The following is a 22,517-nucleotide window of genomic DNA, read 5'->3' on the forward strand; positions in this document are numbered from 1 at the left end:
AGTTTTAATAGCAGAATAATTTAGTCGCTTTTTACAAAAACTATTTCAATCCAACTTTTCATTAGCCTCATTGAAAAATGTTTAACTGGCTCATAACCCTAAAAAATAAAAATATTATTAAAATGTAACTAAAAAATCATTTTAACAATTAATAGTAATTTAAAACCCTGGCTTGGGTTTTTACGTATACAATAGCGCTTTTAGTTATTTTCTTGCCTGATTAGGCCGAATATTCACTTACTTAGCTTTGCATTCATTGCTATTTACGACTATAAAATAAAGTGCTACGCGTTAGTTTTCATTTTCTCAGCGACCAGACATGTACAAAAAAGACAAAGTCAGCTCAAAATTTTAGCAAAGTGTTAATTCTTTCGTATTTAATATTTAACTCCCCTAGCAGTAAAGGTATGATGGGCAATTGAATTAGTTAGTCTTCTAATTATTCGTGTTGTTAGCTTTGACAAAGAATCTAATAACACGAATACAGTGAACTATAAAAAACTGGCATTAAGCCAGCCTGTTTCATTAACCAATGAGGTATTGCATGAGCGAGAATCATGACAAGTACAGTATTGACAATACGGACTACACCGTAGGTCAAGACAACGTGCAAAAATGGGGGTTTGATATACATAACCCTGTATTCGGAATAAGTGCAGGGTTAATAGCGCTGTTTTTAATTGCCGTATTAGTATCTGATGCCGAAGTTGCTAAAACGACGCTAGATGGTATTAAAACCGATATTATTAATAATTTTGACGGCCTGTTTATGTGGGCTGCTAACTTCTTTGTTATTTTTTGTTTAGTTTTAATTTTTTCGCCTTACGGCAATATCCGTTTAGGCGGCGACGATGCTAAACCATCTCACTCTCGTATTTCTTGGCTGGCAATGTTATTTGCAGCAGGTATGGGTATTGGCTTAATGTTTTGGGCGGTTGCTGAACCAGTTGCATACTACACTGGTTGGTATGAAACACCACTCAATGTAACAGCTAACACACCAGAAGCCGCAAAAATGGCAATGGGTGCAACTATGTTCCATTGGGGTCTTCATCCTTGGGCCATTTATGCGGTTGTCGCGCTTTCGTTAGCGTTTTTTACTTACAATAAAGGCTTACCGCTTTCTATTCGTTCGATTTTTTACCCAATTTTAGGTGATAAAGCGTGGGGATGGCCTGGTCATATAATTGATATTTTAGCTGTATTAGCAACCTTATTTGGTTTAGCTACGTCGCTTGGGTTAGGTGCACAACAAGCTTCTGCCGGTATTAACCACGTATTTGGTTTAGAAGGTGGCGTAGGTTCGCAAATTCTGGTTATTACAGGTGTTACTTTACTAGCAGTCGTCTCTGTTATTCGAGGCATTGATGGTGGCGTTAAGTTACTTAGTAACGTCAATATGCTTATTGCTTTAGTGCTACTGGTATTTGTATGTTTAGTTGGTTTTGCTGTATCTATGGGTAATATACCAAACACGGTAATGGGCTATGTAGAAAACATTATTCCGTTAAGTAACCCACATGGTCGTGAAGATGAAACATGGATGCATGGATGGACAGTATTTTATTGGGCTTGGTGGATATCGTGGTCACCGTTTGTAGGTATGTTTATTGCCCGTGTTTCACGTGGTCGTACAATTCGTGAGTTTTTAACCGCTGTACTACTTATTCCTACAGCAGTCACTATCCTGTGGATGTCTATTTATGGCGGCATCGCAATTGACCAAGTAGTTAATGGAATTGGTGCCCTAGGAACTGACGGTTTAACAAGTGTGCCTATGGCGATGTTCCAAATGCTTGATGAAATGCCAATGGCGAACGTTTTATCTTTCATTGCTATTGTTTTAGTACTGGTATTCTTTATTACCTCTTCTGATTCAGGGTCACTTGTAATCGATTCAATCACAGCAGGTGGTAAGATTGATGCGCCGGTACCACAGCGTATTTTTTGGGCGTCTGTTGAGGGTGCTATCGCTGCTGCATTACTTTGGATTGGTGGCACTCAAGCGATTGAAGCACTGCAAGCGGGGGCTATATCAACCGGTCTGCCATTTACCATTGTATTGTTATTGATGTGTGTAAGCTTAATTTTAGGTTTACGAACTGAGCCTCGCCCAGTTAAATAACACACATTTCATAATAAAAAAGCCGCAAATTGAAGTGACCCCCAATAGTTGGACATTCCAATTACTGGGGGTCTTTTTATGTCCAAACATCATCGAGCTTTTAAGCTCAAAATAGCAGAGCTCGCTTTGTCTGAAAGCTCTTCGACAGTAAGCAACAGATTTAATGTTACAGATAGGCAGGTCCGATATTGGACCGCTATTTATCGAATTCATGGCGCTGAAAGCTTCAGGTCTGTTCACAAACCTTATTCTCAAGCATTTAAGGTAGAAGTGTTAAAAACGATGACAGCAAACAGTTGGTCACTCGGTTATACCAGTGCTTTTTTCGATTTATCGTCCCCTGGCATTCTTTTTCAATGGCAAAAGCTTTATGCTCGTGATGGTATATCACGTCTCAAACCACAAATAAAAGGTAGGCCAGTCATGACTAATAATTCTTCTTCATCAAAACCAGTAGAGCAAATGACTGAGGAGGAGTTACGAGAAGAATTAGCATACTTACGAGCAGAGAATGATGTGCTAAAAAAGTTAGAAGCCTTGGCTCAAGCCAGAAAGAAAAAAGCAAAGACAAGACGATAGTCGTCGAAGAGTTCAAGGCAAAACATAGCTTACGACACCTTTTAAAGGCTACAGGGCTGCCAAAGAGTGTTTACTATTATCATCGCACTACTTGTAAGCAACCCTGTGCAAGCAATGATTTACTGGTAAAAATACGTGATATCTATCACGCGCATAAAGGACGATATGGCTATCGCAGAATTACGAGTGCTCTGAGAACAATGGGGGTACTTGTTAATCATAAGCGCGTTCAACGGCTGATGAATGAGTTAGGCCTCAAGTCAAAAGTAAGGCCTAAGCGTTATAAATCCTATAAAGGTGAAGTGGGTAAAATCGCAGAAAATACGCTTAACCGTGAGTTTAGTGCGCAGAAGCCAAATCAAAAATGGGTGACGGATGTGACAGAGTTTAAAGTGAATAATGAGAAGGTATATCTATCGCCTATGATTGACCTATTCAACCAAGAGGTAATCAGTTACGAAGTCAGAAAATCCGTTGCACTCCCTTTGGTAACTGACATGCTTAAAACAGCAACTGCTAGGTTGAAGCCAAATGAAAAGCCAGTTGTACACTCAGATCAAGGGTGGCAATATCAAAACAAACAATATCAAAATCATCTCAAGGAAAAAGGGTTGCAACAAAGTATGTCTAGAAAAGGAAATTGTTTAGATAATGCGGTTGCTGAGAACTTCTTCGGCATATTGAAGAGTGAGATGTACCACAACGAAACGTTTAAAGACGTGAATGAGCTTATTGAAAACATCAAAGAATATATCGACTATTACAACAACGAGCGTATTAAGCTGAAACTAAAAGGCCTGAGTCCGATACAGTATCGAAATCAGGCCTTGGCAGCCGCTTAAAAATGAGTCCAACTTTATGGGGTCACTTCAAATTGCGGCTTTTTTTGTGCTCTATTTTTAACAGTAACGCTTCAATAGCTAAAGCCAAATTTCACTCAGTGGCGTGTCTGATCTATAGTGGTAACTCAGCTGCGCTTGCAGCAGCTCGGCAGTGGCTAGTGCATCAGTAAGCGCGTTATGGTTTTGATACAATGGCAATGAATAACGCTCCCGTGTATCACTTAACCTAAGTGATCCTAGCTTTGAATTAAACAGCCTGCCTAATAGCCCCTGCCGTGCTTTAAGCGCCCGCCTTTCTATTTCCATCGTATCAACTAGTGCAAACTCAATGCCCTCTTTTATACGCATAAGTAACGCGTTATAAAAAAAATGACGTTCTATTGCGGCATAATGTACCACCACCACTTTGCCTTTAAGGGCATCAAGCAGTGGCGCTAAAATTCGATTAAGATCAGGGGCTTCATCCACTTCTGAATGAGTAATTCCATGAATAACTATTGACTCTTCACTTAAATCTCGTCGAGGTTGCACAACCCAGTGGCGGCTCTCTTTACAATAAATACGATTTACATTAAAAGGCACCAGCCCCACACTAACAATATCATCGCTATTCGCATCAAGGCCGGTTGTTTCAAAGTCGAGCGCCACAAAAGGGACATCTTTAAGTGGAGCAGCCTGATTGGTAAACGCTTGTTGATAAAAGTCTTTAAGCAGCGGGTTTTGCGCAGTTTGCAATAACTGCTCGTAGCGCTGTGGCCACCTTAACGTTGATTTACTCATAATTTATTTCACACCCGAATGCGCAGAATAACTAAATTTTAAAAAGCTCTGGGCTTTCTCTAAAATAGCAAAAGCTTCTTTTAAATTACTTTGCTCAAAGGGTGAAAGTAAGTGGGGGTCTAAATCATTATCTGGGGCTTCACCCTGCTCTATTTGCCATGCCTGATGACGAATACGCACTGTGGCAATATACTCAAACGCATCACGCAAATCTTGTGCTTTACCTTTAGGCAGTAAATTTGCCTCTATAATATCTTCTAAGCGCTCAAAGGAGTTTTGTTTACGTGAGCCAACCGCTAACGCGTGCACGCGCACCACATCAGATAGCGGCGCCGTACCACGGCGTTTTAAGTTCATTGAGCGCTTATGCTGGCCATTATGCTCAAGTACAAAGCCGTTAAAGAATCCTAATGGTGGAGTTCTGTTGCGAGCATTAGCAGCAAGGTTTGCTAAAAAGCGCTTATTTACTTTGCTTTCTTTGGCCACCAGCGTTTTAAGCTCATCGGCCCATTTTAGCTTGCCCCATACACCATCTAAGTCAAAAAATATCGAGCTATTAAGCAGTGCTTGCGGTTTCGGCTCGGCCATCCAGCTAGCAAATTTTTCTTTCCATTGTGTACGGGTCATACGCCATTTTTTAAACGACGCCATAATTTCACCGTCACAATAGGTATAGCCACATTTAGCTAAACCATCACACACAAAATCTGATAGGTTTTGAAAATACTCATCGTGCAGTGCCTCATCAAAACTATTATCCAAAATGAGAGCATTATCTTGATCGGTCACAATTAGCTGCTCGTCGCGGGCCATTGAGCCTAAGGCTATAAAACAATAAGGAACAGGCGGCTCGCCAAATTTTTCTTCGGCCAATGCTAATAAACGCTGTTTAAAGGTACGCCCTATGACCGCCATAGCGGTTCCGATCATATGCGAATTTGCATCTTCATTAACCATACGTACAAATACATTAGGTAATTGGCGTGCGTAATGAACTAGGTCATCAACTGATTGCTGCGCTAAAATACCGCGTACTAACAGTAAGCTACTTTGTGATTCATAACGTAAAATGTCAGACAGTGATATTACCCCAATTGGCCGTTTTTTATGTACCACAGGTAAATGATGTAAGTTATCTCTTAGCATGGCTAATACGGCTTCAAACACATAGGCGTTGCTATCAAGTAGTACTAAGCTTGATGTCATTACTTCTTTGGCGGGTGTATCATATGTTAACCCTTGGGCAACTACCTTAGTGCGAATGTCTCTGTCGGTTATAATTCCAACGACTTGACCGTCGTCTTCTTCTGGGTCGTCGCTTATTTGTTTTTCTATGTCAGTAACTAACACTGAAGACACTGATTCTTGGGTCATTAAAAACGCGACGTCTTTAATGGGTGTTAACGTAGTTACCGTAACCACATCACGGTGCAATAATGACTTCACTTTCGCGGTGGTTAAATCATTACTGTCGGCTTGCTCTACAATGGCTTGATGCAAACGTACGTTACCATCAACTTCGAAAAAATCGGCAAAGGTTTCGTATTTATCACAGTATTCATTGAAGGTATTAACATTAATACAATAGGTTAAGGTGTCTTCAAGCGCACGAGCCGGAAAGCGCACTTTGCGGTTCATCAATAGGCCCATTTGGCCAAAAATGCCGCCTGTGGCTAAACGATTATAGAGCTCGCCATTACGACGTGAAATTTCAACCGAGCCACTACGAATAATATATAAGTCACTAATATCTTGGCCTAAATGTAAAATATCAGTTTGTGCACGAAAATAGGCAACTTCAATTTGCATTGCTAGTTCGTTTAGTGCCTCGCTCTCAAGCGTATCAAAGGGGGGGTGTTCAACTAAAAATTGGGCTATTTCAACTTGCTCGGCCTGCATGGGTGGTCCTTGTGGCTTTAATCTAGTTGAATTGTGGGCTTAATTGGCTATTTTTTCAAAGAAAAATAGCCAATTAGCGTAATTAGTTAGTCTAGCTGCTCCAGCTCTTGGGCTAATTGCTTTGATTCATCGCCACGAGGACTGGTAAAGCGGGCTAACCCTAAATAAATCACCGGTGTTAAGTAAAGCGTAAACAATACCGCTAACGCGAGTCCACCAAATACCACCCAGCCAATGGCCTTACGTGCTTCTGCTCCGGCACCTGTGGACATAATTAGGGGTAACGCACCGAGTAAGGTCGATATTAAGGTCATGGTGATTGGTCTTAAACGTACCAATGCAGCTTGTTCAACCGCTTTTCGAACACTCAGCCCCTGATCTCTTAATTGATCAGCAAACTCGACTAATAAAATTGCATTTTTAGCGATTAACCCAATTAACATCACTAGGCCTATTTGCGAGTAAATATTTAGTGAGGTGCCGGTTAAATATAGCGCTAGAATGGCCGATGTAATCCCAAATGGTACAGTGATCATTACTACAATAGCGCTGTTAACATTTTCAAATTGCGCCGCAAGTACTAAAAACACAATTAAAAATGCCAATACGTAGGTCATTAATACTTCGTTGGAGGTTTCTTCAAATGTCAGTGCTTCCCCTTTAAATGCAAGAGTAATACCTGCTGGTAATGATTGCTCAGACACTTGTTTTATTTGTTCCACTAAGGTGGCAATTGTTAAGCCCTCAGGCAGCTCCATACTGAGCTCTATGGCACGGCGCTGAGCATGACGCTCAAGCTCTGCGGCAACCCCTTCCTCTGAAATGTTAGCGACACTACTTAGCGGCACCAATTGATTATTACGGGCTCTAATAAACAAGTTTGCTAAATCACTTGGGTCGTTAATAGTTTGATTTTGTGCCTGTAGCATAATAGGAATAGATTGATCGCCTATGTTTAAATCAGCGATATCGTCACCATTAATAGCGGCTCTTAAAGTAATTGCGATATCACTTAAAGACACGCCAAGTTCTTCTGCGCGTCGTCTGTCGATATTAACACGCAATTGTGGCTGCGATGGCTGATACGATACTCTTACTGGCGCAACGTCTGGCACGGCTTTTTCAAGATCAGCTGAGAACTGCTGTGCAGCCTTAAATATTTCAAGGTAATCTTGTCCCAGTAAAGCGATTTCTATGCCGCCACCTTGGCCACGTAAATTTAAGCTATTTGCACCACCTGGGTAAGCAGGTGCACCAGGGATGTTGCCTAAAGGCTGGCGAATTTTATTAATAATTTCTTGTTGGCTAAAGTTACGTTCATCCCAATGCTTTAATGGCACAGTAATAAACACAATATTGGGATCCCATTGCCCAACCACAGTGTAAATAGACTCAATTTCACCACTTTCAACGAAAGGCAGTAAGGTATCTTCCATTTTAATGGCTTGTCTATCCATAAAATTTAAGCCTACGCCATCAGGTCCGCGGGCAAATATTCTAATTTTACCGCGGTCTTCAGTAGGGAGCAGTTCGTTATCTAAACTCATATACAACGCACCCGAACCGCCTGCAACTAATAAACTAACAATAAAGGTAACCCAAGCATGCTCCAGTACTTTATGAATTGTTTTGGTATAAATATTGGCAAGCACGTTACCAAATTTAGCAAAGGGGTGAAAACCACCTTGTTTGAGTTTTAATTTTGAGGTGAGCGCCGGCACTAACGATAACGCAACAAAGCTAGATATAATTACCGCACCAGCTAGTACGCCACCAAACTCCCTAAATAAACGCCCTGCTGTAGAGGGTAAAAATGCGATGGGTACAAACACAGCCGCTAATACTGCAGTGGTGGCAATAACGGCAAAAAATACTTCGCGGGTACCAACAACCGCTGCGGCACGCCTTCCAAGGCCTAACCCTCGCTGGCGTTGAATATTTTCACTCACTACAATTGCATCATCAACAATTAATCCTGTCGCTAATACCAGTGCTAATAAGGTTAAAATATTAATTGAAAAACCAAGTGCCCATATCAGTGCTAATGAACCTATAAGCGCAACAGGAATGGCAAATGCTGGGACTAATGTTGCACGCCATGAGCCAATAAACACCCATAAGGTGATGATTACTAGCAGTACCGTCAATACCAATGAGTTAATCACTTCATCTACTGAGCTTCTAATAAACTGCGCGTCATCTGATGTTAGCGTAAACTCCATCTCAGGAAAGCGCTCACGCATTTCCTCTATAAGGTTGAGTACTTCATCAGAAATTTCGATAGTGTTGGACTGTGCTTGGCGAATAATTTCCATACCAATAACAGGTTTACCATTAAGCCTTACCATAGAGCGCGGATCGGCAGGACCAAAGTACACGGCAGCAATATCGCTAATACGAGTATCTCCCTGAATTATAATATCGCCCACCTGTGCGGGGGTAACAGACGTTGCATCAGCGCGCACTATTATTTGCTGGTCGTTTGATTTTAAACTCCCTGCAGGCACATCAAAGGGGGCTTGCCTGAGTACATCGGCGACATCTGGAATAGTTAAGTTAAAGCTGCTGAGCTTTAATGGATCAATGCGAACCCTGAGCACACGTTCTCTATCGCCGTTTAATCGTACGTCGGCAACGCCAGGGATAGTTAAAAACTGCGGCGCTAAATCAACATCAACCCGCTCTGTTAATGCCTCTAACGATAAACTTTCGCTTGATACTGTTAATGAAACCACCGCTTCAGCGTCGTTATCAGCCTTAATAATAGAAACGCGCTCTACCTCTTCAGGGAGCTCTCTTTGCACTCGAGCAACTGACTCACGCGTTTCATTAGCGGCATCATCCAGATTAACACCCGGTCTAAATTCAACCACAATGCGTGAATTACCTTCTTCACTTTGTGCTCGAATCGATTTAACACCGCTCACGCGGGCCACGGCACCTTCAAGTTTACTGGTAACTTCGGTATCAACGGTTTCAGGTGAACCACCAGGGAACGAGGCTGATACGGTAATACGGGGTCTGTCTACATCTGGAAGCTCTCGAACTTCTACGCCTGCTATGGCGGCAATTCCGGCAATAATAATCAGTAAATTCAGTACCACAATAAGCACTGGGCGGCGAATAGCCATTGATGGCAAGTCTTGCATCATAGGTTGCTGTTTCATGGCTACTCCTGCGTATTAGCGATTGGCGCTGAGAAGCTTAGCTCTTGGTTAGCTCGTAAGCGTTGTACGCCCTCTACCACTAAGTTATCTTGTTCTTTTAAAGCCCCCGAAACTAATAAACGACCTGCAAGGCGCTGTTCAATTTTCACATCAATTCGAGTGGCTTTTTTACCAACACTTGTCCAAACGTAAGGGCCTGTTGCTCCCCACAGTAATGCCGCTTCAGGTACAGCAGCAAAACGTTGTCCTTCTACTTCAATATGAACACGAAAACTCATGCCGGGTAAAAACTTTTGCTGCGGGTTTTCAAGCTGCGCTTTTACACGTAAGGTGCGAGTTTGTGGGTCTATTCGTGAATCTAGATAAGCAATTTTTGCGTTTACAGCATTTTGTGACTGCCAAGGGAATACTTTTACATTGCCTTTATTGCGCAGCATATAAACGGCCGATTCTGGGGCGTTAAAGTTTATATATAAAGCACGCGTATCATCAATACTTGCAATCGCCGTTTGGGGAGTAATTCTGTCACCCACTTCAACGTCGGTAAGTCCCATAGTGCCGTTAAAAGGCGCACGAACTTGGCGGTCTTCAAATTCTGTTTCTGCTTGGGTAAGGGTCACTTTTGCTAATTCAACAACTGTTTTTGCATCATCCACATCACTCTGTGGCACAGCCCCTTTTGCTTGGCTTTGCTTTAAACGTGCGAGGGTTCTTTGGGTGTCAGCAAGTTTTATTTTTGCCTCTTCAAGTGCCGCTTTTTGTCTGCGTGAATCAAGTTCGAGTAACACATCACCGGCCTTTACGCTATCACCCGGTTTAAAATGCACCGCCGTTACTTTATCGCCCACAGCCGGATATAAAATAACCGAATGAATTGCTTCGGCGTTACCGACAGCCTGAACTTGCTCTTTAGCACGTTCCATCGCTACCTGCTCCACCACGACATTGGCACTCTTTACAGATAAACTTAACGACATTAAAGGAAAAAACACGCTGGTAAAAAGAATTCGCGATTTCAAAGGAGCACCCTAATTAATTATTATTTGCATTATGTTACGCAGTTTAACAGCTCTATGATCAATAAATAGCTAAGTACGATAAATTAGCAAAACAATAAGCTGAAATTAAGCATGCTTGCCACTCTACATATTTTTACAGCAGCATACAAAATCCACACATATTTAAATTACATTTATGACTATGATTTAGCACATCAATATTTTTAATAAAGGCAATATTTATGAAAAAGAGTTTAATTATGGTGATCTTGCTATCAGGCTGTGCATCATCAGGGACTGATCGGGCAGATCAAAATCAAGTTGTTAAACGTTATTATGCGTCTGTTGAATCAATACAAAAAGTAACACTCTCCTCTGAAGTGGGAACTGGAATAGCTGCTGGTGCGGGGTTTGGCTTTGTAGATAGCTTAGATGGCAACAAAGAAGAAATGATTGGCGGCGCGATTGTTGGTGGACTAGTCGGTGGATTATTTACTGCTTTATTTGAAGGGGGTAACAGCGCGTATCAGTATAATTTATATGCTGCTAATGAAGGTGAATTTACCGTTATTCAAAAGAAAAAGCTCGATAAAAACACAAAATGTGTGCTCGTCAATGCTGCCAATAAGGTCACGCTATCTACTACAGATACAAGCAATTGTGAAAAGAGTTTAAAATAATAAAACCTCAGTTAAAACTGAGGTTTTATTATTAATAACGTACAAACAAAAAGTACCGCTTATTTATTTCGCTGTGCTTCTTTTTGCGCCTTTTTAGCTTCTTTACGTTGTTGTAAAACAGCTTGTGCTTCGTTACCAATGTGGCCTTCACCGCGCGCTTGAGCAAGCTCTATTTGCTTTTGGCGCTCTGCAAAGCGTGCGCGTTGTTCATCGGTTACATTGTCAATACAGTGGTGACACGACACCCCTTCCATGTATTCTGGCTTTAGCTTTTCTTCTTCTGTGATAGGCATGCGACATGCGTGACACTGATCGTATGAGCCTTTTTGTAAGTCATGATTTACCGCTACACGGTTATCAAATACAAAACACTCGCCTTCCCACATGGTTTCTTCTTTTGGCACTTCTTCTAGGTATTTTAATATGCCGCCTTCAAGGTGGTATACCTCATCAAAACCTTGCTCTTTCATATAGGCTGTTGATTTTTCACAGCGAATACCACCAGTACAAAACATGGCTACTTTTTTATGTTTTGATGGGTCTAGGTTTTCTTTGGCCCAACGAGGGAATTCACGGAATGTTTTAGTGTTTGGGTCTACTGCGTTTTGAAACGTACCAATTTCAATTTCGTAATCATTACGGGTATCAACAAGGATCACCTCTGGATCAGAAATAAGAGCATTCCATTCATGTGGTTTAACATAACTGCCCACTACTTTTAATGGGTCTACGCCTTCAACACCCATAGTCACAATTTCTTTTTTCAGCTTAACTTTTGTACGGTAAAACGGGCATTCGTCATCGTATGATTCTTTCGTTACGATGTCATTTAGATTCTCTTGTGTATCTAACCATGCTAGTAAGTTATCTATTCCTTGGCGTTTAGCTGATACAGTACCGTTAATACCTTCAGCAGCAAGTAATAAAGTACCACGTACTTCGTTGGCTTCCATTACTTCTAAGAGTGGTTTACGTAGTGCTTCAAAGTTTGGTAAAGCTACAAATTTATACATAGCACATACTACAAAGTGCTCGTTTGTTACATCATTTTTATGAACAGCAGTCATTTTGCTTCCTATTTTGCTTTGATAGCCTTAAGTGGCGTTTACCGAATCGTAAATCCGGCGCATATGGGGCGCGTATTTTACGCTTTTTTTATTTAAATGCAAAAAAATGGATGATAATGCGCTTTTTACTGTTAGCGCAGTAGCTCAGTGGGCTATAATGCGCGGATAAATTTATACAGACTTGCTCATATTGGAGAAACATACATTGCACTTTACTGATCTTGGGATTGATACTCGCCTAGAAACACAATTAGCGCACCAAGGGATCACCCAGCCTACCGATATTCAAGCTCATGCTGTGCCAACGGCACTGGCGGGTCATGACATTTTCGCTCAGTCAAAAACTGGGTCAGGCAAAACTTTAGCGTTTTTATTACCGGCTGTGCAGCGTGTAATGAAACAAAAAGCACTCAGTAAACGTGATCCTCGTGTACTTATTGTTGCTCCAACTCGTGAGCTTGCGACCCAAGTTTTTACTCAACTTCGATTACTTATTGCCGGTACCAACATAAAGGCCGTTAAAATCCTCGGTGGCGAAAATTTTAACGACCAAATTAAAGCACTGCGTAACGACCCTCATTTTGTTGTCGCCACACCTGGGCGTTTAGCCGATCATTTAAAGCAACGTTCATTACAATTAAGTGGCCTAGAATTACTTATATTCGATGAAGCTGACCGTATTTTAGATTTAGGTTTTACCGATCAACTTAAACTAATTAATGAACTGGCCGATCATCGTCTTCGTCAAACTTTATTGTTTTCGGCGACATTAGATCATGCTCAAGTTGATGCGTTATCGCGTAATTTACTAAAAAAACCAAAACAAATTATGCTCAGTGCAGCCAATGAACAACACAGTGATATTAAACAAACATTGTACTTAGCTGACCACCTTGATCATAAAGAAGCACTGCTTGAGCACTTTTTAAACCAAGATAACGTTGGCCAGTGCATTATATTTACTGCCACACGAGCTGATACCAGCCGTTTAAGTGAATCATTAAATAGTAAAGGCTTTAAATCTGTCGCATTAGCTGGGGATTTAACTCAAGGTAAGCGCCTTGATATTATGGATGCGTTTAGCCGTGAAAACTTTAAAATATTAATTACTACAGATGTTGCTTCGCGCGGTTTAGATTTACTCAGTGTTACCCATGTTATTAACTTTGATTTACCGAAACACGCAGAAGAATACGTTCATCGTATTGGTCGTACTGGTCGTGCTGGTTTTAAAGGTAACGCATTATCACTTGTGGGCCCTAAAGATTGGGCAAGTTACTTGGCAATAAAATCATTTTTAAATGATGAATTATCGTTTGCTGCTGTTGAGGGTTTAAAAGCGAAATTTAAAGGCATTAAAGAGAAAAAAGTAGCGCCAATTAAACCGACTAAAAAAGCAGTGACTACTGATAAGCCACAGCCAAAACGAAAAGCAAAACCGAAAAAGCCAACGCCCCCAATTAAAGCACCTCTTAATATTGATGGTGATACCCCGATGCGTCGTAAAAAAAAGCCTGAGCAGGAATAATTATGAGTTACCTAGGAACCACCCAAACCCTTTTTGTTAAAGAAGTCAGCAACGAAGGTGCCTATTTAGATGGGCATGACTTAGGTGAAGTTTTTTTACCTAAACATGAAATAAAACATGAGCTTGAAGCTGGCGATAGCATCAGCGTATTCACATTTTTAGATAATGCAAACCTGCCGACAGCCACAACTAAAAAGCCGCATGCTCAAGTCGGTGAATATGCCCTACTGCGTGTGAAAGAAATAAACAGCATAGGCGCGTTTTTAGATTGGGGCTTAGAAAAAGACGTACTCGCACCGTTTAATGAACAAAAACCACGTATGCAAGAAGGCTACTCATATTTAGTACGTTTATATCTTGATAACGCCAGTCAGCGTATTTGTGCCTCAACTAACTTTAACCGTTTTTTATCAAAAGGTGAGCCTCAGTATAGTCATTTACAAGAAGTTGACTTAATTGTTGCAGGCAAAACTGATATTGGTTACAAGGTGCTTATTGAAGAATCTCATTTTGGCGTCGTGTTTTACAACATGGTGTTTAAGAACCTGTTTGTTGGTCAAAAGCTAAAAGGATTTATTCAAAAGGTACGTGAAGACGGAAAAATTGACGTCATACTTGAAAAACCAGGCATGGGTAAAGTAAGCGAGCTTGGTGAAAAAATAATGGAAAAACTAAAAGATGAAGGTGGCATATTAGCCATAGGCGATAAGTCTGAACCTGAATTAATTAAAAAAGTATTTTCGACCAGCAAAGCAAACTACAAAAAAGCCATTGGCGGTTTATTTAAACAAGGCTTAATTGATATTGAAGCTAAGTCTATTCGTTTAAAATAATTAAATAAAAAGCCACTTAAATTTTAAACCTAAGTGGCTTTTTAGTATCTGAAATTTATAACCTAATGTTTTTATAAGGTAAGGTACAGCGAGAATATTCATTTGAATATTCAATTAATTCTTTTTTAGAATCTAAATTTAATGGCGCTAGCCTAAAAACTTTTTCTGTACACTCATTTTGCATTTCATCATGTGTCGCAACACAGTCTCTGCTGCTAACATCTATTTCTGCTAACACACCTTCATTGGAGTAACACAGATGCTGGGCATAATTTTGAGCAATTTTTTTAAACTTGAATAAATCAACGGGGTAACCAGATACCAAGTCAGTAACGTTTGAAACATCATCATACACTTTAGTTGAAAAAACATATTTATTAACAGCAAGGCCACTAATGATAATTACAACTAAAAATATTATTATACGCAAAGCAAATCCCTCACTGCACACCCGTAATTTAAATGTAGCACAAAGAAAAGCAGTTGTAAGGAACTGCTCTTAATTATGCTAATTTTAAATTTAAGCTATTGATTCATTTACATCATTTAGTACTTTTACAGGGTTTTGTGCCTGGGTGATCGGACGCCCAATCACTAAATAGTCACTACCCGCTTCAATCGCTTCTTTAGGTGTCATAATACGTTTTTGATCGCCCGCATCACTGCCCGCTGGGCGAATGCCTGGCGTAACTAATTTAAACTCTTTCCCTAAAGTAGCCTTTAAACTTTGCGCTTCTTGCGCGGAACAAACAACACCATCAAGCCCTGCTTGCTTTGTTAATTTAGCTAAATGCATAACTTGCTCTTGGGGAGATTTAGTTATACCTAAACGCTCAAGTTCAGCTTCGTCCATGCTGGTTAATACAGTTACTGCAATAAGTAATGGCGCTTTGTCGCCAAACTGCTCAAGTGCTTGTTTAGCTTTATGCATCATTTCATAACCGCCCGATGCATGTACATTGACCATCCATACACCCATTTTAGCCGCAGCAGTCACCGCTTTAGCAACGGTATTTGGAATATCGTGAAACTTTAAATCTAAAAATACATCAAAACCTAAATCGACCAATTCTTTAACAAATGCAGGACCAAAATAAGTAAACATTTCTTTGCCCACTTTTAATCGACAGGTATCTGGTGATAACTGTTTTACAAATGCTAAAGCAGTTTGCTGATCATCATAATCAAGCGCGATAAGAATTTTTTTTGATTTTTCGAAAGACATAACTATCCTACTAGTGAGCGAAAAGTATAAAGATTAAAATCCGTCTAAGCCTCTGCTAGGCACAATGGTTTCCCAGTGTTTACATGAAGGGCAATTCCAATAAATGGTGTAGCTAGTAAAGCCACAATGCTGACATTGAAAGTCGGGCTTAGTAGCAATATATGAGGTAACAAGTTTATCTATTTGATTAAGCACATCTTTTGTATTTTTATTTTCGGCGCTCATTAACTGCAATAAAAAACTAAAACCACGAATTGTGGGCTGACGTTTTAAATTATCAGTTAAAAACTCAAAGGCTTGTTCTGTATGGCCTTGCTCAAGCAACGCTTGGCAGTGTTGTATTTTTATCATTACTCCACCTTTTTCTAATAACTCCGCAACGAGTTCATGAAACTGATGGGTTAATTTTAGTTGCTTATAACTATGCGCTAACTTTTCAATAAACAATGGCGCAAAAAAAGTAAATTGGCAGATGAGTTCTCGCCAATAGTAAATTGCTTTTACGTAATCTTCTTTGGTGTAAGCTGACAGTCCAAGCTCATATAAAGGCCTAATTGTTTTAAAGTTTAAGCTGATGGCTTTACGCATAAGTTGTGGGTTACTACTGGCAATGGCATGCTCACAGTAAAAATTAGCGATGGCTTTAAAGTGTTGTTCTTTTGAAAAAAGCTCAGTATGCGCTTCAAACATATTAATGCCTTTTTCCCATTCACGGGTTTGTGAATATAAAGAAATAATAGGATCGAGTGCATCTGCATGGCTATTTTTTACCAGCCATATTAAATGTTCTTCTGCGCTGTCTAATAAGCCAGCCATAATATAATCTTCGGCTAGTTCTAAACGGCTATTAGCGGCTTGTTTTTCGTTAAGGCTTGGGTGTTTTAGCAGTAGTTCGTGAATTTTTATTGCGCGGTCAAGCTCACCACGACGGCGAAACATGGTTGCTAAAGTGGAATAATGTTCAACAGAGTCAGCAGCTACTTCGAGCAAATTAATTAAGTGCTCAAGCCCCTGATCTTCTTCTCTATCCAGTAAAAACTTTAAGCCTTTACTGTACTCAGAAGTAATTTGACGGTTAAACTGATGAGCCTGATTTTTTGCACTGTTTTTCCCCATGATCCAACCATATCCGGCAGCAACGGGAAGCAGTAAAAACAACAGCTCAATCATAATTAGGTGTCTTTGTTGGCAATACGCTTATTATTATCTTTTTCAGGCGTTAATTGCTTTTTTAAACGGTAATTTTGCCACTTTAATTGCGTGAACAATTTAAAACTCACAAAACAACCCACTACAACACCTAGCAAAAAGCAGATACTTAGTATAACGGCTAAAGGTAATGTATTACTGGCTATTATGTAGTTAATTTGTGTTAATTGTGGATTTTGCGAACCCAATACAAACGCACCAATTAAAAAAAGTGCCGCCAGAATAATTTTTAATACCTTGAACAAGTAACTACTCCAATAATTTTACTAAGCAATGCTCTCGTTTACACGGTCACGTAGTTCTTTGCCTGGCTTAAAATGAGGTACATGCTTACCATCTAACTCTACAGTTTCTCCTGTTTTAGGGTTACGGCCTGTACGAGGCGCACGATAATGCAAAGAGAAACTTCCAAAACCTCGGATCTCAATACGATCTGAAGAAGATAATGAGCCGGCCATTTGTTCAAGAATTTCTTTAACAGCGTTCTCAACATCTTTCACAGGAATATGTGAATGTTGTTCAGCAAGTGTTTCTATCAGTTCTGACTTAGTCATAGCGTTTCCTTAAAAAGAAATAGTGGAAGGGCATAAACTGCCCTTCCAATTAAAAGACTATAATTAATTAGTCTTTTTGTGCATTTGCGAAAGCAGCTGCCATTGCGTTTTCAAACACTGGCTCTTCTTTCTTAAGCTTCTCTAGTACTTCTTTCTCTTCTGCTTCGAAAAGAGCTTTAACAGATAAGCTTAAAGTGCGGTTCTTACGATCAACACCAACGTATTTAACTTCAATCTCGTCGCCTACAGAAACAACAGTAGTTGCATCTTCAACGCGCTCTTGAGCGATATCAGCTACACGGATGTAACCTTCAACGCCTTCGATAAGTTCAACAGTTGCGCCTTTCGCATCAACTTCAGTCACTTTACCTTTAACAATAGCACCTTTTTTGTTTGCATCAAGGTAGTTATTGAATGGGTCAGCTTCGATTTGCTTAACACCTAGAGAGATACGTTCACGCTCTGGGTCAACTTGCAATACGATAGCAGTGATTTCGTCGCCTTTCTTGAATTCACGTACAGCTTCTTCGCCAGGTGTATTCCAAGAAATGTCTGAAAGGTGTACAAGACCATCAATACCACCGTCAAGACCGATAAAGATACCGAAGTCAGTGATTGATTTGATCTTACCAGTAACTTGGTCGCCTTTGTTTTGTAGACGAGCAAATTCCTGCCAAGGATTAGCAATACATTGCTTAAGACCAAGAGAAATACGACGACGCTCTTCATCGATTTCAAGAACCATAACCTCAACAGTGTCACCTAGTGAAACAACTTTTGAAGGGTGGATGTTCTTGTTAGTCCAATCCATTTCAGAAACGTGTACTAGACCTTCAACGCCTTCTTCGATTTCTACGAAGCAACCGTAATCAGTAAGGTTAGTTACACGACCAGAAAGCTTAGAACCTTCTGGGTAACGACCAGCGATAGCTGCCCATGGATCTTCGCCAAGCTGTTTAAGGCCTAGAGATACACGAGTTTTATCTTTGTCGAATTTAAGAACTTTAACTGCGATTTCGTCGCCAACATTAACGATTTCTGAAGGGTGCTTAACACGCTTCCACGCCATGTCAGTGATGTGTAGTAGACCATCAACACCACCAAGGTCAACGAATGCACCGTAGTCAGTAAGGTTCTTAACGATACCTTTAACTTCTTGACCTTCAACAAGGTTAGCAAGAAGCTCTTCACGCTCTTGTGAGTTTTCAGATTCGATAACTGCACGACGTGAAACAACAACGTTGTTACGTTTTTGATCAAGCTTGATTACTTTAAATTCAAGCTCTTTGCCTTCAAGGTGAGTTGTGTCACGTACTGGACGAACATCAACAAGTGAACCAGGTAGGAAAGCACGGATTGAATCAACTTCAACTGTGAAACCGCCTTTAACTTTACCGTTGATAACACCAGTAACAGTTTCTTGCTCTTCACATGCTTTCTCAAGACGGATCCACGCTTCGTGACGCTTCGCTTTCTCGCGAGAAAGGATAGTTTCACCGAAACCGTCTTCGATTGCATCTAGTGCAACATCTACTTCGTCGCCTACAGCAACTTCTAGTTCACCAGCAGCATTTTTGAACTGCTCTGCAGGGATAGCACTTTCTGATTTAAGACCAGCATCTACAAGTACAATGTTATTCTCGATAGAAATAACTGTACCTTTAACGATAGAGCCTTGCTCTGCTTCAAAACCCTTTAAGCTTTCTTCAAATAACTGCGCAAAATTTTCTGACATACGAATATACGTCTCATATATTAATACCAATAAGCAACCATGCTGCATGGGGTTGTTAAAATAGCACTGGCATCCTGCTGGTGCATAAAATGTATTTAGCTTCGTTTAGGAAGCTTACCTTCTGAGATGCTCGCATCTAATAAAGTTATAACTTTATCAAACACTTGCTGAGCGTTAAGCTCGCTAGTATCAAGCTCAATCGCATCCTCTGCAGGTACAAGCGGCGCAATGGCACGATTCATATCGCGATCATCACGTGCTTGAATGTCCTGTAATAGACCACTTAGTGTAACATCAAGCCCGCGCTCATTCAACTCAACAAAACGTCTGCGAGCACGTTCTTCTGCACTTGCGGTTAGAAATATCTTTAATGGCGCATCTGGAAATACCACAGTGCCCATATCGCGGCCATCGGCAATTAAACCGTTTTCTGTTCTAAACGCACGCTGGCGGCGAAGCAACGCTTCTCGAACACGCGGTAATGCGGCTACTTTAGACGCTGCAGCACCTACTTCTTCATTTCGAATAGTGGTTGTGACATCTTCGCCTTCTAAAATAATCTTTCCTGCATTAGTGTCATTGTCTATCAAAAACTGCACATCAAGATTTGCAGCTAGTGGGACAAGTGCTTCCTCGTTATCTAAAGCAATTTGGTGATGAAGTGCTGCAAGTGATAGTACGCGATAAATTGCTCCGCTATCTAACACATCCCAGCCTAATTTTTCAGCCAATAGGCGACAAACAGTTCCTTTACCAGAACCACTTGGGCCATCTACGGTGATTACGGGCATTAATAACGCCGGCATTTAAAACCTCCTTCAATGCACACCAAAATAAACCGCCACATTATACGCTAATTAATAAAGATTATCCGCTTTTAGTATGTAACTTTTTATAAATACTTATAAATAGCTTATTTACTGACAGATGCTAACACGTTGAAAAATTTTGGGAATGTCTTATAAGTACAAGCAGGATCGTTAATCGTTATAGGCTTGCCCCCTACCGCTACCATTGCAAAGCACATGGCTATACGGTGATCGTCGTAGGTATCTACAGCCACATTATTAAAATGTTTTGGCGGTGTGATCTCAATAAAGTCGTGCCCTTCAACCACGTTAGCCCCTACTTTTTTAAGCTCGGTGGCCATCGCATGTAAACGGTCAGTTTCTTTTACCCGCCAGTTATAAATATTACGAATAGCGGTTGGCCCTTTGGCAAACAAGGCAACAGTCGCCAGGGTCATTGCAGCATCAGGTATAGCATTAGCATCAATATCAATACCGTTAAGCTCACCTTTACGAACAACTAAACGCTCGTCATACCAATCAATTTTGGCACCGACCTGCTCCATCACTTTAGCAAAGCCAATATCACCTTGAACTGATTTAGCCCCGACACCTTTAATTTCTATTTCGCCACCGGCAATTGCTGCAGCAGCAATAAAATAAGAAGCCGATGAAGCATCACCTTCAACCATTATGCGCTCAACAGCTTGGTATTGCTGAGCACCTTTAACGAAGAACGTGGTGTAATTATCATGCTCAACAACCACACCAAAGCGCGCCATCACATCCAGAGTAATATCAATATAAGGCTTAGAGACTAAGGTGCCTTTAATTTTAATGTGTGTATCGCCTTTAAATAACGGCGCAGCCATGAGCAGCGCCGTTAAAAATTGACTTGAAATACTGCCGTCAATTTCGACTTCACCGCCGGCTATTTGCCCACCGATAATTTTAAGTGGTGGGTAATCTTTATTTTTTAAATAACTAACATCCCCCCCGAGCGCTTGTAAAGCATCAACTAAATGCCCTATAGGGCGCTCTTCCATGCGCGGCTCGCCTATTAATTCATATTCACCAGATACTGCAGCAAGTACCGCAGTTAGAGGACGATACGCAGTGCCTGCATTTCCTAAAAATAATGGCTCATTGGGCGTTTTAAATACACCGCCGACCCCTTCCACAGTTGCCACAGTACGATCATCATTAAGGGCTACATTAACACCTAATAATTTTAATGCACCTAGCATATGGCGAATATCATCGCTATCAAGCAGGTTTTCTACAACGGTAGTCCCTTGAGCCAGCGCAGCTAATAATAAAATACGATTTGATAGGCTTTTAGACCCAGGTAGAGTAACACTGCCATTAACACGAGAAATTGGCTCTAAACGTAGTTGTTCCATTAGCTGTGATCCTTAGCAAATGCCGCCATAAAATCTACCAATGCTTGTACACCTTCAAGTGGCATAGCATTATAAATGCTAGCACGCATACCACCCACTATTCTGTGCCCCTCTAGGGCAAGTAAACCGGCTTCTTTAGATTGCGTTACAAACTTTTCGTTTAAGCTTTCATCATTTAACCAAAATGGTACATTCATACGAGAGCGACAATGCGGCGCTACTTTATTGGTATAAAAAGGCGATTCATCAATAAAGTCATAAAGCAGCTTAGCTTTAGCAATATTTTGTGCTTCCATTGCTTTGACGCCACCATTTTGCTCTAGCCATTCAAATACTTCGGCTGCTAGGTACCACGCAAAAGTAGGCGGTGTATTAAACATGCTGCCTTGTTTTGCCTCAAGGGCGTAATCTAAAATACCCGGCTTAGCGAGCCCTTCACGCTCAAGTAGCGTTTTGCGAACAATCACAATAGCAATGCCCGACGGACCGATATTTTTTTGTGCACCCGCGTAGATTAAATCAAATTTATTAACGTCGATTTCGCGCGATAAAATAGTCGATGACATATCGGCCACAATCGGCGCCGTTGGATGACTGGGTACATCAAATATTTCAAGGCCGTCTACGGTTTCATTCGGGCAATAGTGAATGTAAGACGCATCTGTAGGTAAAACCCAATCGGCTACCTGCTTAATAGAAAACAGGCCGTTATCATCATTGCGCACATCAACTGCGTGTGTATTGGTAAACTTATCGGCTTCGCTGGTTGCACTTTTTGACCACACCCCATTCTCACAATACACCGCTTTTTTTCCATCAACGTGGAGGTTTAAAGGCACGGCACTAAATTGTCCTCGACCGCCGCCGTGCATAAACAGCACTTCAAACTCATCACTAATATTCATTAAACGACGCAGACTAGCTTCACACTTAGCCGTTAATGCTAAAAATTCTTTACTGCGATGACTCATTTCCATTACTGAAACGCCAAGCCCTTGCCAGTCTAAAAACTCTTTTTGTGCTTTTTGCATTACAGCCGGTGGTAACATTGCAGGGCCTGCACAAAAATTATATATACTCATTACCTTTTCCTCATTCCAGTAAT

Annotated in this window: 20 protein-coding genes; 6 read left to right on the forward strand and 14 right to left on the reverse strand. The window is 40.8% G+C overall.

What is annotated here, in order from left to right; genetic code table 11:
• Positions 1–544 precede the first annotated feature (544 nt).
• From BG00_RS11560 to BG00_RS11570, 3 genes are all read left to right on the forward strand, one after another.
• On the forward strand, positions 545–2,125 hold the full coding sequence (locus tag BG00_RS11560) for a BCCT family transporter (protein ID WP_036982759.1): 1,581 nt from the start codon (positions 545–547) through the stop codon (positions 2,123–2,125).
• Between the two features lie 78 nt (positions 2,126–2,203).
• Positions 2,204–2,704 carry a transposase gene (locus tag BG00_RS11565; protein WP_036979831.1) on the forward strand — a complete coding sequence of 167 codons (501 nt, stop codon included), beginning with the start codon at positions 2,204–2,206 and terminating at the stop codon, positions 2,702–2,704.
• A complete protein-coding gene (locus BG00_RS11570) occupies positions 2,701–3,546 on the forward strand; it encodes an IS3 family transposase (RefSeq protein WP_250653896.1) in 846 nt (281 codons plus the stop codon). The genes BG00_RS11565 and BG00_RS11570 overlap by 4 nt, the downstream gene beginning before the upstream one ends.
• 78 nt (positions 3,547–3,624) lie before the next feature.
• On the opposite strand, the gene BG00_RS11575 is transcribed toward BG00_RS11570, so the two are convergent.
• The 4 genes from BG00_RS11575 to BG00_RS11590 form a co-directional block, all read right to left on the reverse strand.
• Positions 3,625–4,326: a 3'-5' exonuclease gene (locus BG00_RS11575; RefSeq protein WP_036982761.1), complete on the reverse strand. Its 702-nt coding sequence runs from the start codon at positions 4,324–4,326 to the stop codon at positions 3,625–3,627.
• 3 nt (positions 4,327–4,329) lie between these two features.
• Positions 4,330–6,225, reverse strand: a complete 1,896-nt coding sequence (locus BG00_RS11580) for a DUF294 nucleotidyltransferase-like domain-containing protein (RefSeq protein ID WP_036982762.1) — start codon at positions 6,223–6,225, stop codon at positions 4,330–4,332.
• Between the two features lie 86 nt (positions 6,226–6,311).
• Positions 6,312–9,392, reverse strand: a complete 3,081-nt coding sequence (locus tag BG00_RS11585) for an efflux RND transporter permease subunit (protein WP_036982763.1) — start codon at positions 9,390–9,392, stop codon at positions 6,312–6,314.
• 2 nt (positions 9,393–9,394) lie between these two features.
• A complete protein-coding gene (locus BG00_RS11590) occupies positions 9,395–10,411 on the reverse strand; it encodes an efflux RND transporter periplasmic adaptor subunit (protein ID WP_036982764.1) in 1,017 nt (338 codons plus the stop codon).
• 221 nt (positions 10,412–10,632) lie between these two features.
• Between BG00_RS11590 and BG00_RS11595 the strand changes: the two genes are divergently transcribed.
• Positions 10,633–11,070, forward strand: coding sequence for a hypothetical protein (locus BG00_RS11595; RefSeq protein WP_036982765.1), 438 nt, complete (start codon positions 10,633–10,635; stop codon positions 11,068–11,070).
• Between the two features lie 59 nt (positions 11,071–11,129).
• On the opposite strand, the gene trhO is transcribed toward BG00_RS11595, so the two are convergent.
• Positions 11,130–12,137 (reverse strand): oxygen-dependent tRNA uridine(34) hydroxylase TrhO, encoded by a 1,008-nt coding sequence (trhO, locus tag BG00_RS11600; RefSeq protein WP_036982766.1) that lies wholly within the window; start codon positions 12,135–12,137, stop codon positions 11,130–11,132.
• Positions 12,138–12,342: 205 nt separating this feature from the next.
• Between trhO and BG00_RS11605 the strand changes: the two genes are divergently transcribed.
• Entirely contained in the window at positions 12,343–13,665 is a 1,323-nt protein-coding gene (locus BG00_RS11605; RefSeq protein WP_036982767.1) for a DEAD/DEAH box helicase, read from the forward strand.
• Between the two features lie 2 nt (positions 13,666–13,667).
• Entirely contained in the window at positions 13,668–14,498 is an 831-nt protein-coding gene (locus tag BG00_RS11610) for a CvfB family protein (RefSeq protein ID WP_036982768.1), read from the forward strand.
• A gap of 55 nt (positions 14,499–14,553) precedes the next feature.
• Here the strand turns inward: BG00_RS11610 and BG00_RS11615 are convergent, their stop codons facing one another.
• The 9 genes from BG00_RS11615 to serC form a co-directional block, all read right to left on the reverse strand.
• Positions 14,554–14,928, reverse strand: a complete 375-nt coding sequence (locus tag BG00_RS11615; RefSeq protein WP_190276269.1) for a hypothetical protein — start codon at positions 14,926–14,928, stop codon at positions 14,554–14,556.
• A 90-nt stretch (positions 14,929–15,018) separates the two neighbouring features.
• Positions 15,019–15,723 carry an orotidine-5'-phosphate decarboxylase gene (gene pyrF / locus BG00_RS11620; protein WP_036982770.1) on the reverse strand — a complete coding sequence of 235 codons (705 nt, stop codon included), beginning with the start codon at positions 15,721–15,723 and terminating at the stop codon, positions 15,019–15,021.
• 33 nt (positions 15,724–15,756) lie between these two features.
• Positions 15,757–16,893, reverse strand: a complete 1,137-nt coding sequence (gene lapB, locus BG00_RS11625; protein WP_036982771.1) for a lipopolysaccharide assembly protein LapB — start codon at positions 16,891–16,893, stop codon at positions 15,757–15,759.
• Positions 16,894–16,895: 2 nt separating this feature from the next.
• Positions 16,896–17,177 carry a lipopolysaccharide assembly protein LapA domain-containing protein gene (locus BG00_RS11630; RefSeq protein ID WP_036982773.1) on the reverse strand — a complete coding sequence of 94 codons (282 nt, stop codon included), beginning with the start codon at positions 17,175–17,177 and terminating at the stop codon, positions 16,896–16,898.
• 21 nt (positions 17,178–17,198) lie between these two features.
• Positions 17,199–17,486, reverse strand: coding sequence for an integration host factor subunit beta (gene ihfB / locus BG00_RS11635; protein WP_008114744.1), 288 nt, complete (start codon positions 17,484–17,486; stop codon positions 17,199–17,201).
• Between the two features lie 67 nt (positions 17,487–17,553).
• On the reverse strand, positions 17,554–19,221 hold the full coding sequence (gene rpsA / locus BG00_RS11640; RefSeq protein ID WP_002961176.1) for a 30S ribosomal protein S1: 1,668 nt from the start codon (positions 19,219–19,221) through the stop codon (positions 17,554–17,556).
• A gap of 95 nt (positions 19,222–19,316) precedes the next feature.
• Entirely contained in the window at positions 19,317–20,027 is a 711-nt protein-coding gene (gene cmk, locus BG00_RS11645; protein WP_036982775.1) for a (d)CMP kinase, read from the reverse strand.
• A gap of 107 nt (positions 20,028–20,134) precedes the next feature.
• Positions 20,135–21,412: a 3-phosphoshikimate 1-carboxyvinyltransferase gene (gene aroA, locus BG00_RS11650; RefSeq protein WP_036982777.1), complete on the reverse strand. Its 1,278-nt coding sequence runs from the start codon at positions 21,410–21,412 to the stop codon at positions 20,135–20,137.
• Positions 21,412–22,494: a 3-phosphoserine/phosphohydroxythreonine transaminase gene (gene serC, locus BG00_RS11655; protein ID WP_036982778.1), complete on the reverse strand. Its 1,083-nt coding sequence runs from the start codon at positions 22,492–22,494 to the stop codon at positions 21,412–21,414. The genes aroA and serC overlap by 1 nt, the downstream gene beginning before the upstream one ends.
• Positions 22,495–22,517: the final 23 nt, after the last annotated feature.

It is taken from the genome of Pseudoalteromonas sp. SCSIO_11900 (assembly GCF_000576475.1).
Classification (GTDB): Bacteria; Pseudomonadota; Gammaproteobacteria; order Enterobacterales; family Alteromonadaceae; genus Pseudoalteromonas; species Pseudoalteromonas tetraodonis.

Coding starts and splice junctions, on each gene's coding strand:
- BG00_RS11560 (WP_036982759.1), top strand. CDS start 545: ATGAGCGAGAATCATGACAAGTACAGTATTGACAATACGGACTACACC.
- BG00_RS11565 (WP_036979831.1), top strand. CDS start 2,204: ATGTCCAAACATCATCGAGCTTTTAAGCTCAAAATAGCAGAGCTCGCT.
- BG00_RS11575 (WP_036982761.1), bottom strand. CDS start 4,326: ATGAGTAAATCAACGTTAAGGTGGCCACAGCGCTACGAGCAGTTATTG.
- BG00_RS11580 (WP_036982762.1), bottom strand. CDS start 6,225: ATGCAGGCCGAGCAAGTTGAAATAGCCCAATTTTTAGTTGAACACCCC.
- BG00_RS11585 (WP_036982763.1), bottom strand. CDS start 9,392: ATGAAACAGCAACCTATGATGCAAGACTTGCCATCAATGGCTATTCGC.
- BG00_RS11595 (WP_036982765.1), top strand. CDS start 10,633: ATGAAAAAGAGTTTAATTATGGTGATCTTGCTATCAGGCTGTGCATCA.
- trhO (WP_036982766.1), bottom strand. CDS start 12,137: ATGACTGCTGTTCATAAAAATGATGTAACAAACGAGCACTTTGTAGTA.
- BG00_RS11610 (WP_036982768.1), top strand. CDS start 13,668: ATGAGTTACCTAGGAACCACCCAAACCCTTTTTGTTAAAGAAGTCAGC.
- pyrF (WP_036982770.1), bottom strand. CDS start 15,723: ATGTCTTTCGAAAAATCAAAAAAAATTCTTATCGCGCTTGATTATGAT.
- lapB (WP_036982771.1), bottom strand. CDS start 16,893: ATGATTGAGCTGTTGTTTTTACTGCTTCCCGTTGCTGCCGGATATGGT.
- ihfB (WP_008114744.1), bottom strand. CDS start 17,486: ATGACTAAGTCAGAACTGATAGAAACACTTGCTGAACAACATTCACAT.
- rpsA (WP_002961176.1), bottom strand. CDS start 19,221: ATGTCAGAAAATTTTGCGCAGTTATTTGAAGAAAGCTTAAAGGGTTTT.
- cmk (WP_036982775.1), bottom strand. CDS start 20,027: ATGCCGGCGTTATTAATGCCCGTAATCACCGTAGATGGCCCAAGTGGT.
- aroA (WP_036982777.1), bottom strand. CDS start 21,412: ATGGAACAACTACGTTTAGAGCCAATTTCTCGTGTTAATGGCAGTGTT.
- serC (WP_036982778.1), bottom strand. CDS start 22,494: ATGAGTATATATAATTTTTGTGCAGGCCCTGCAATGTTACCACCGGCT.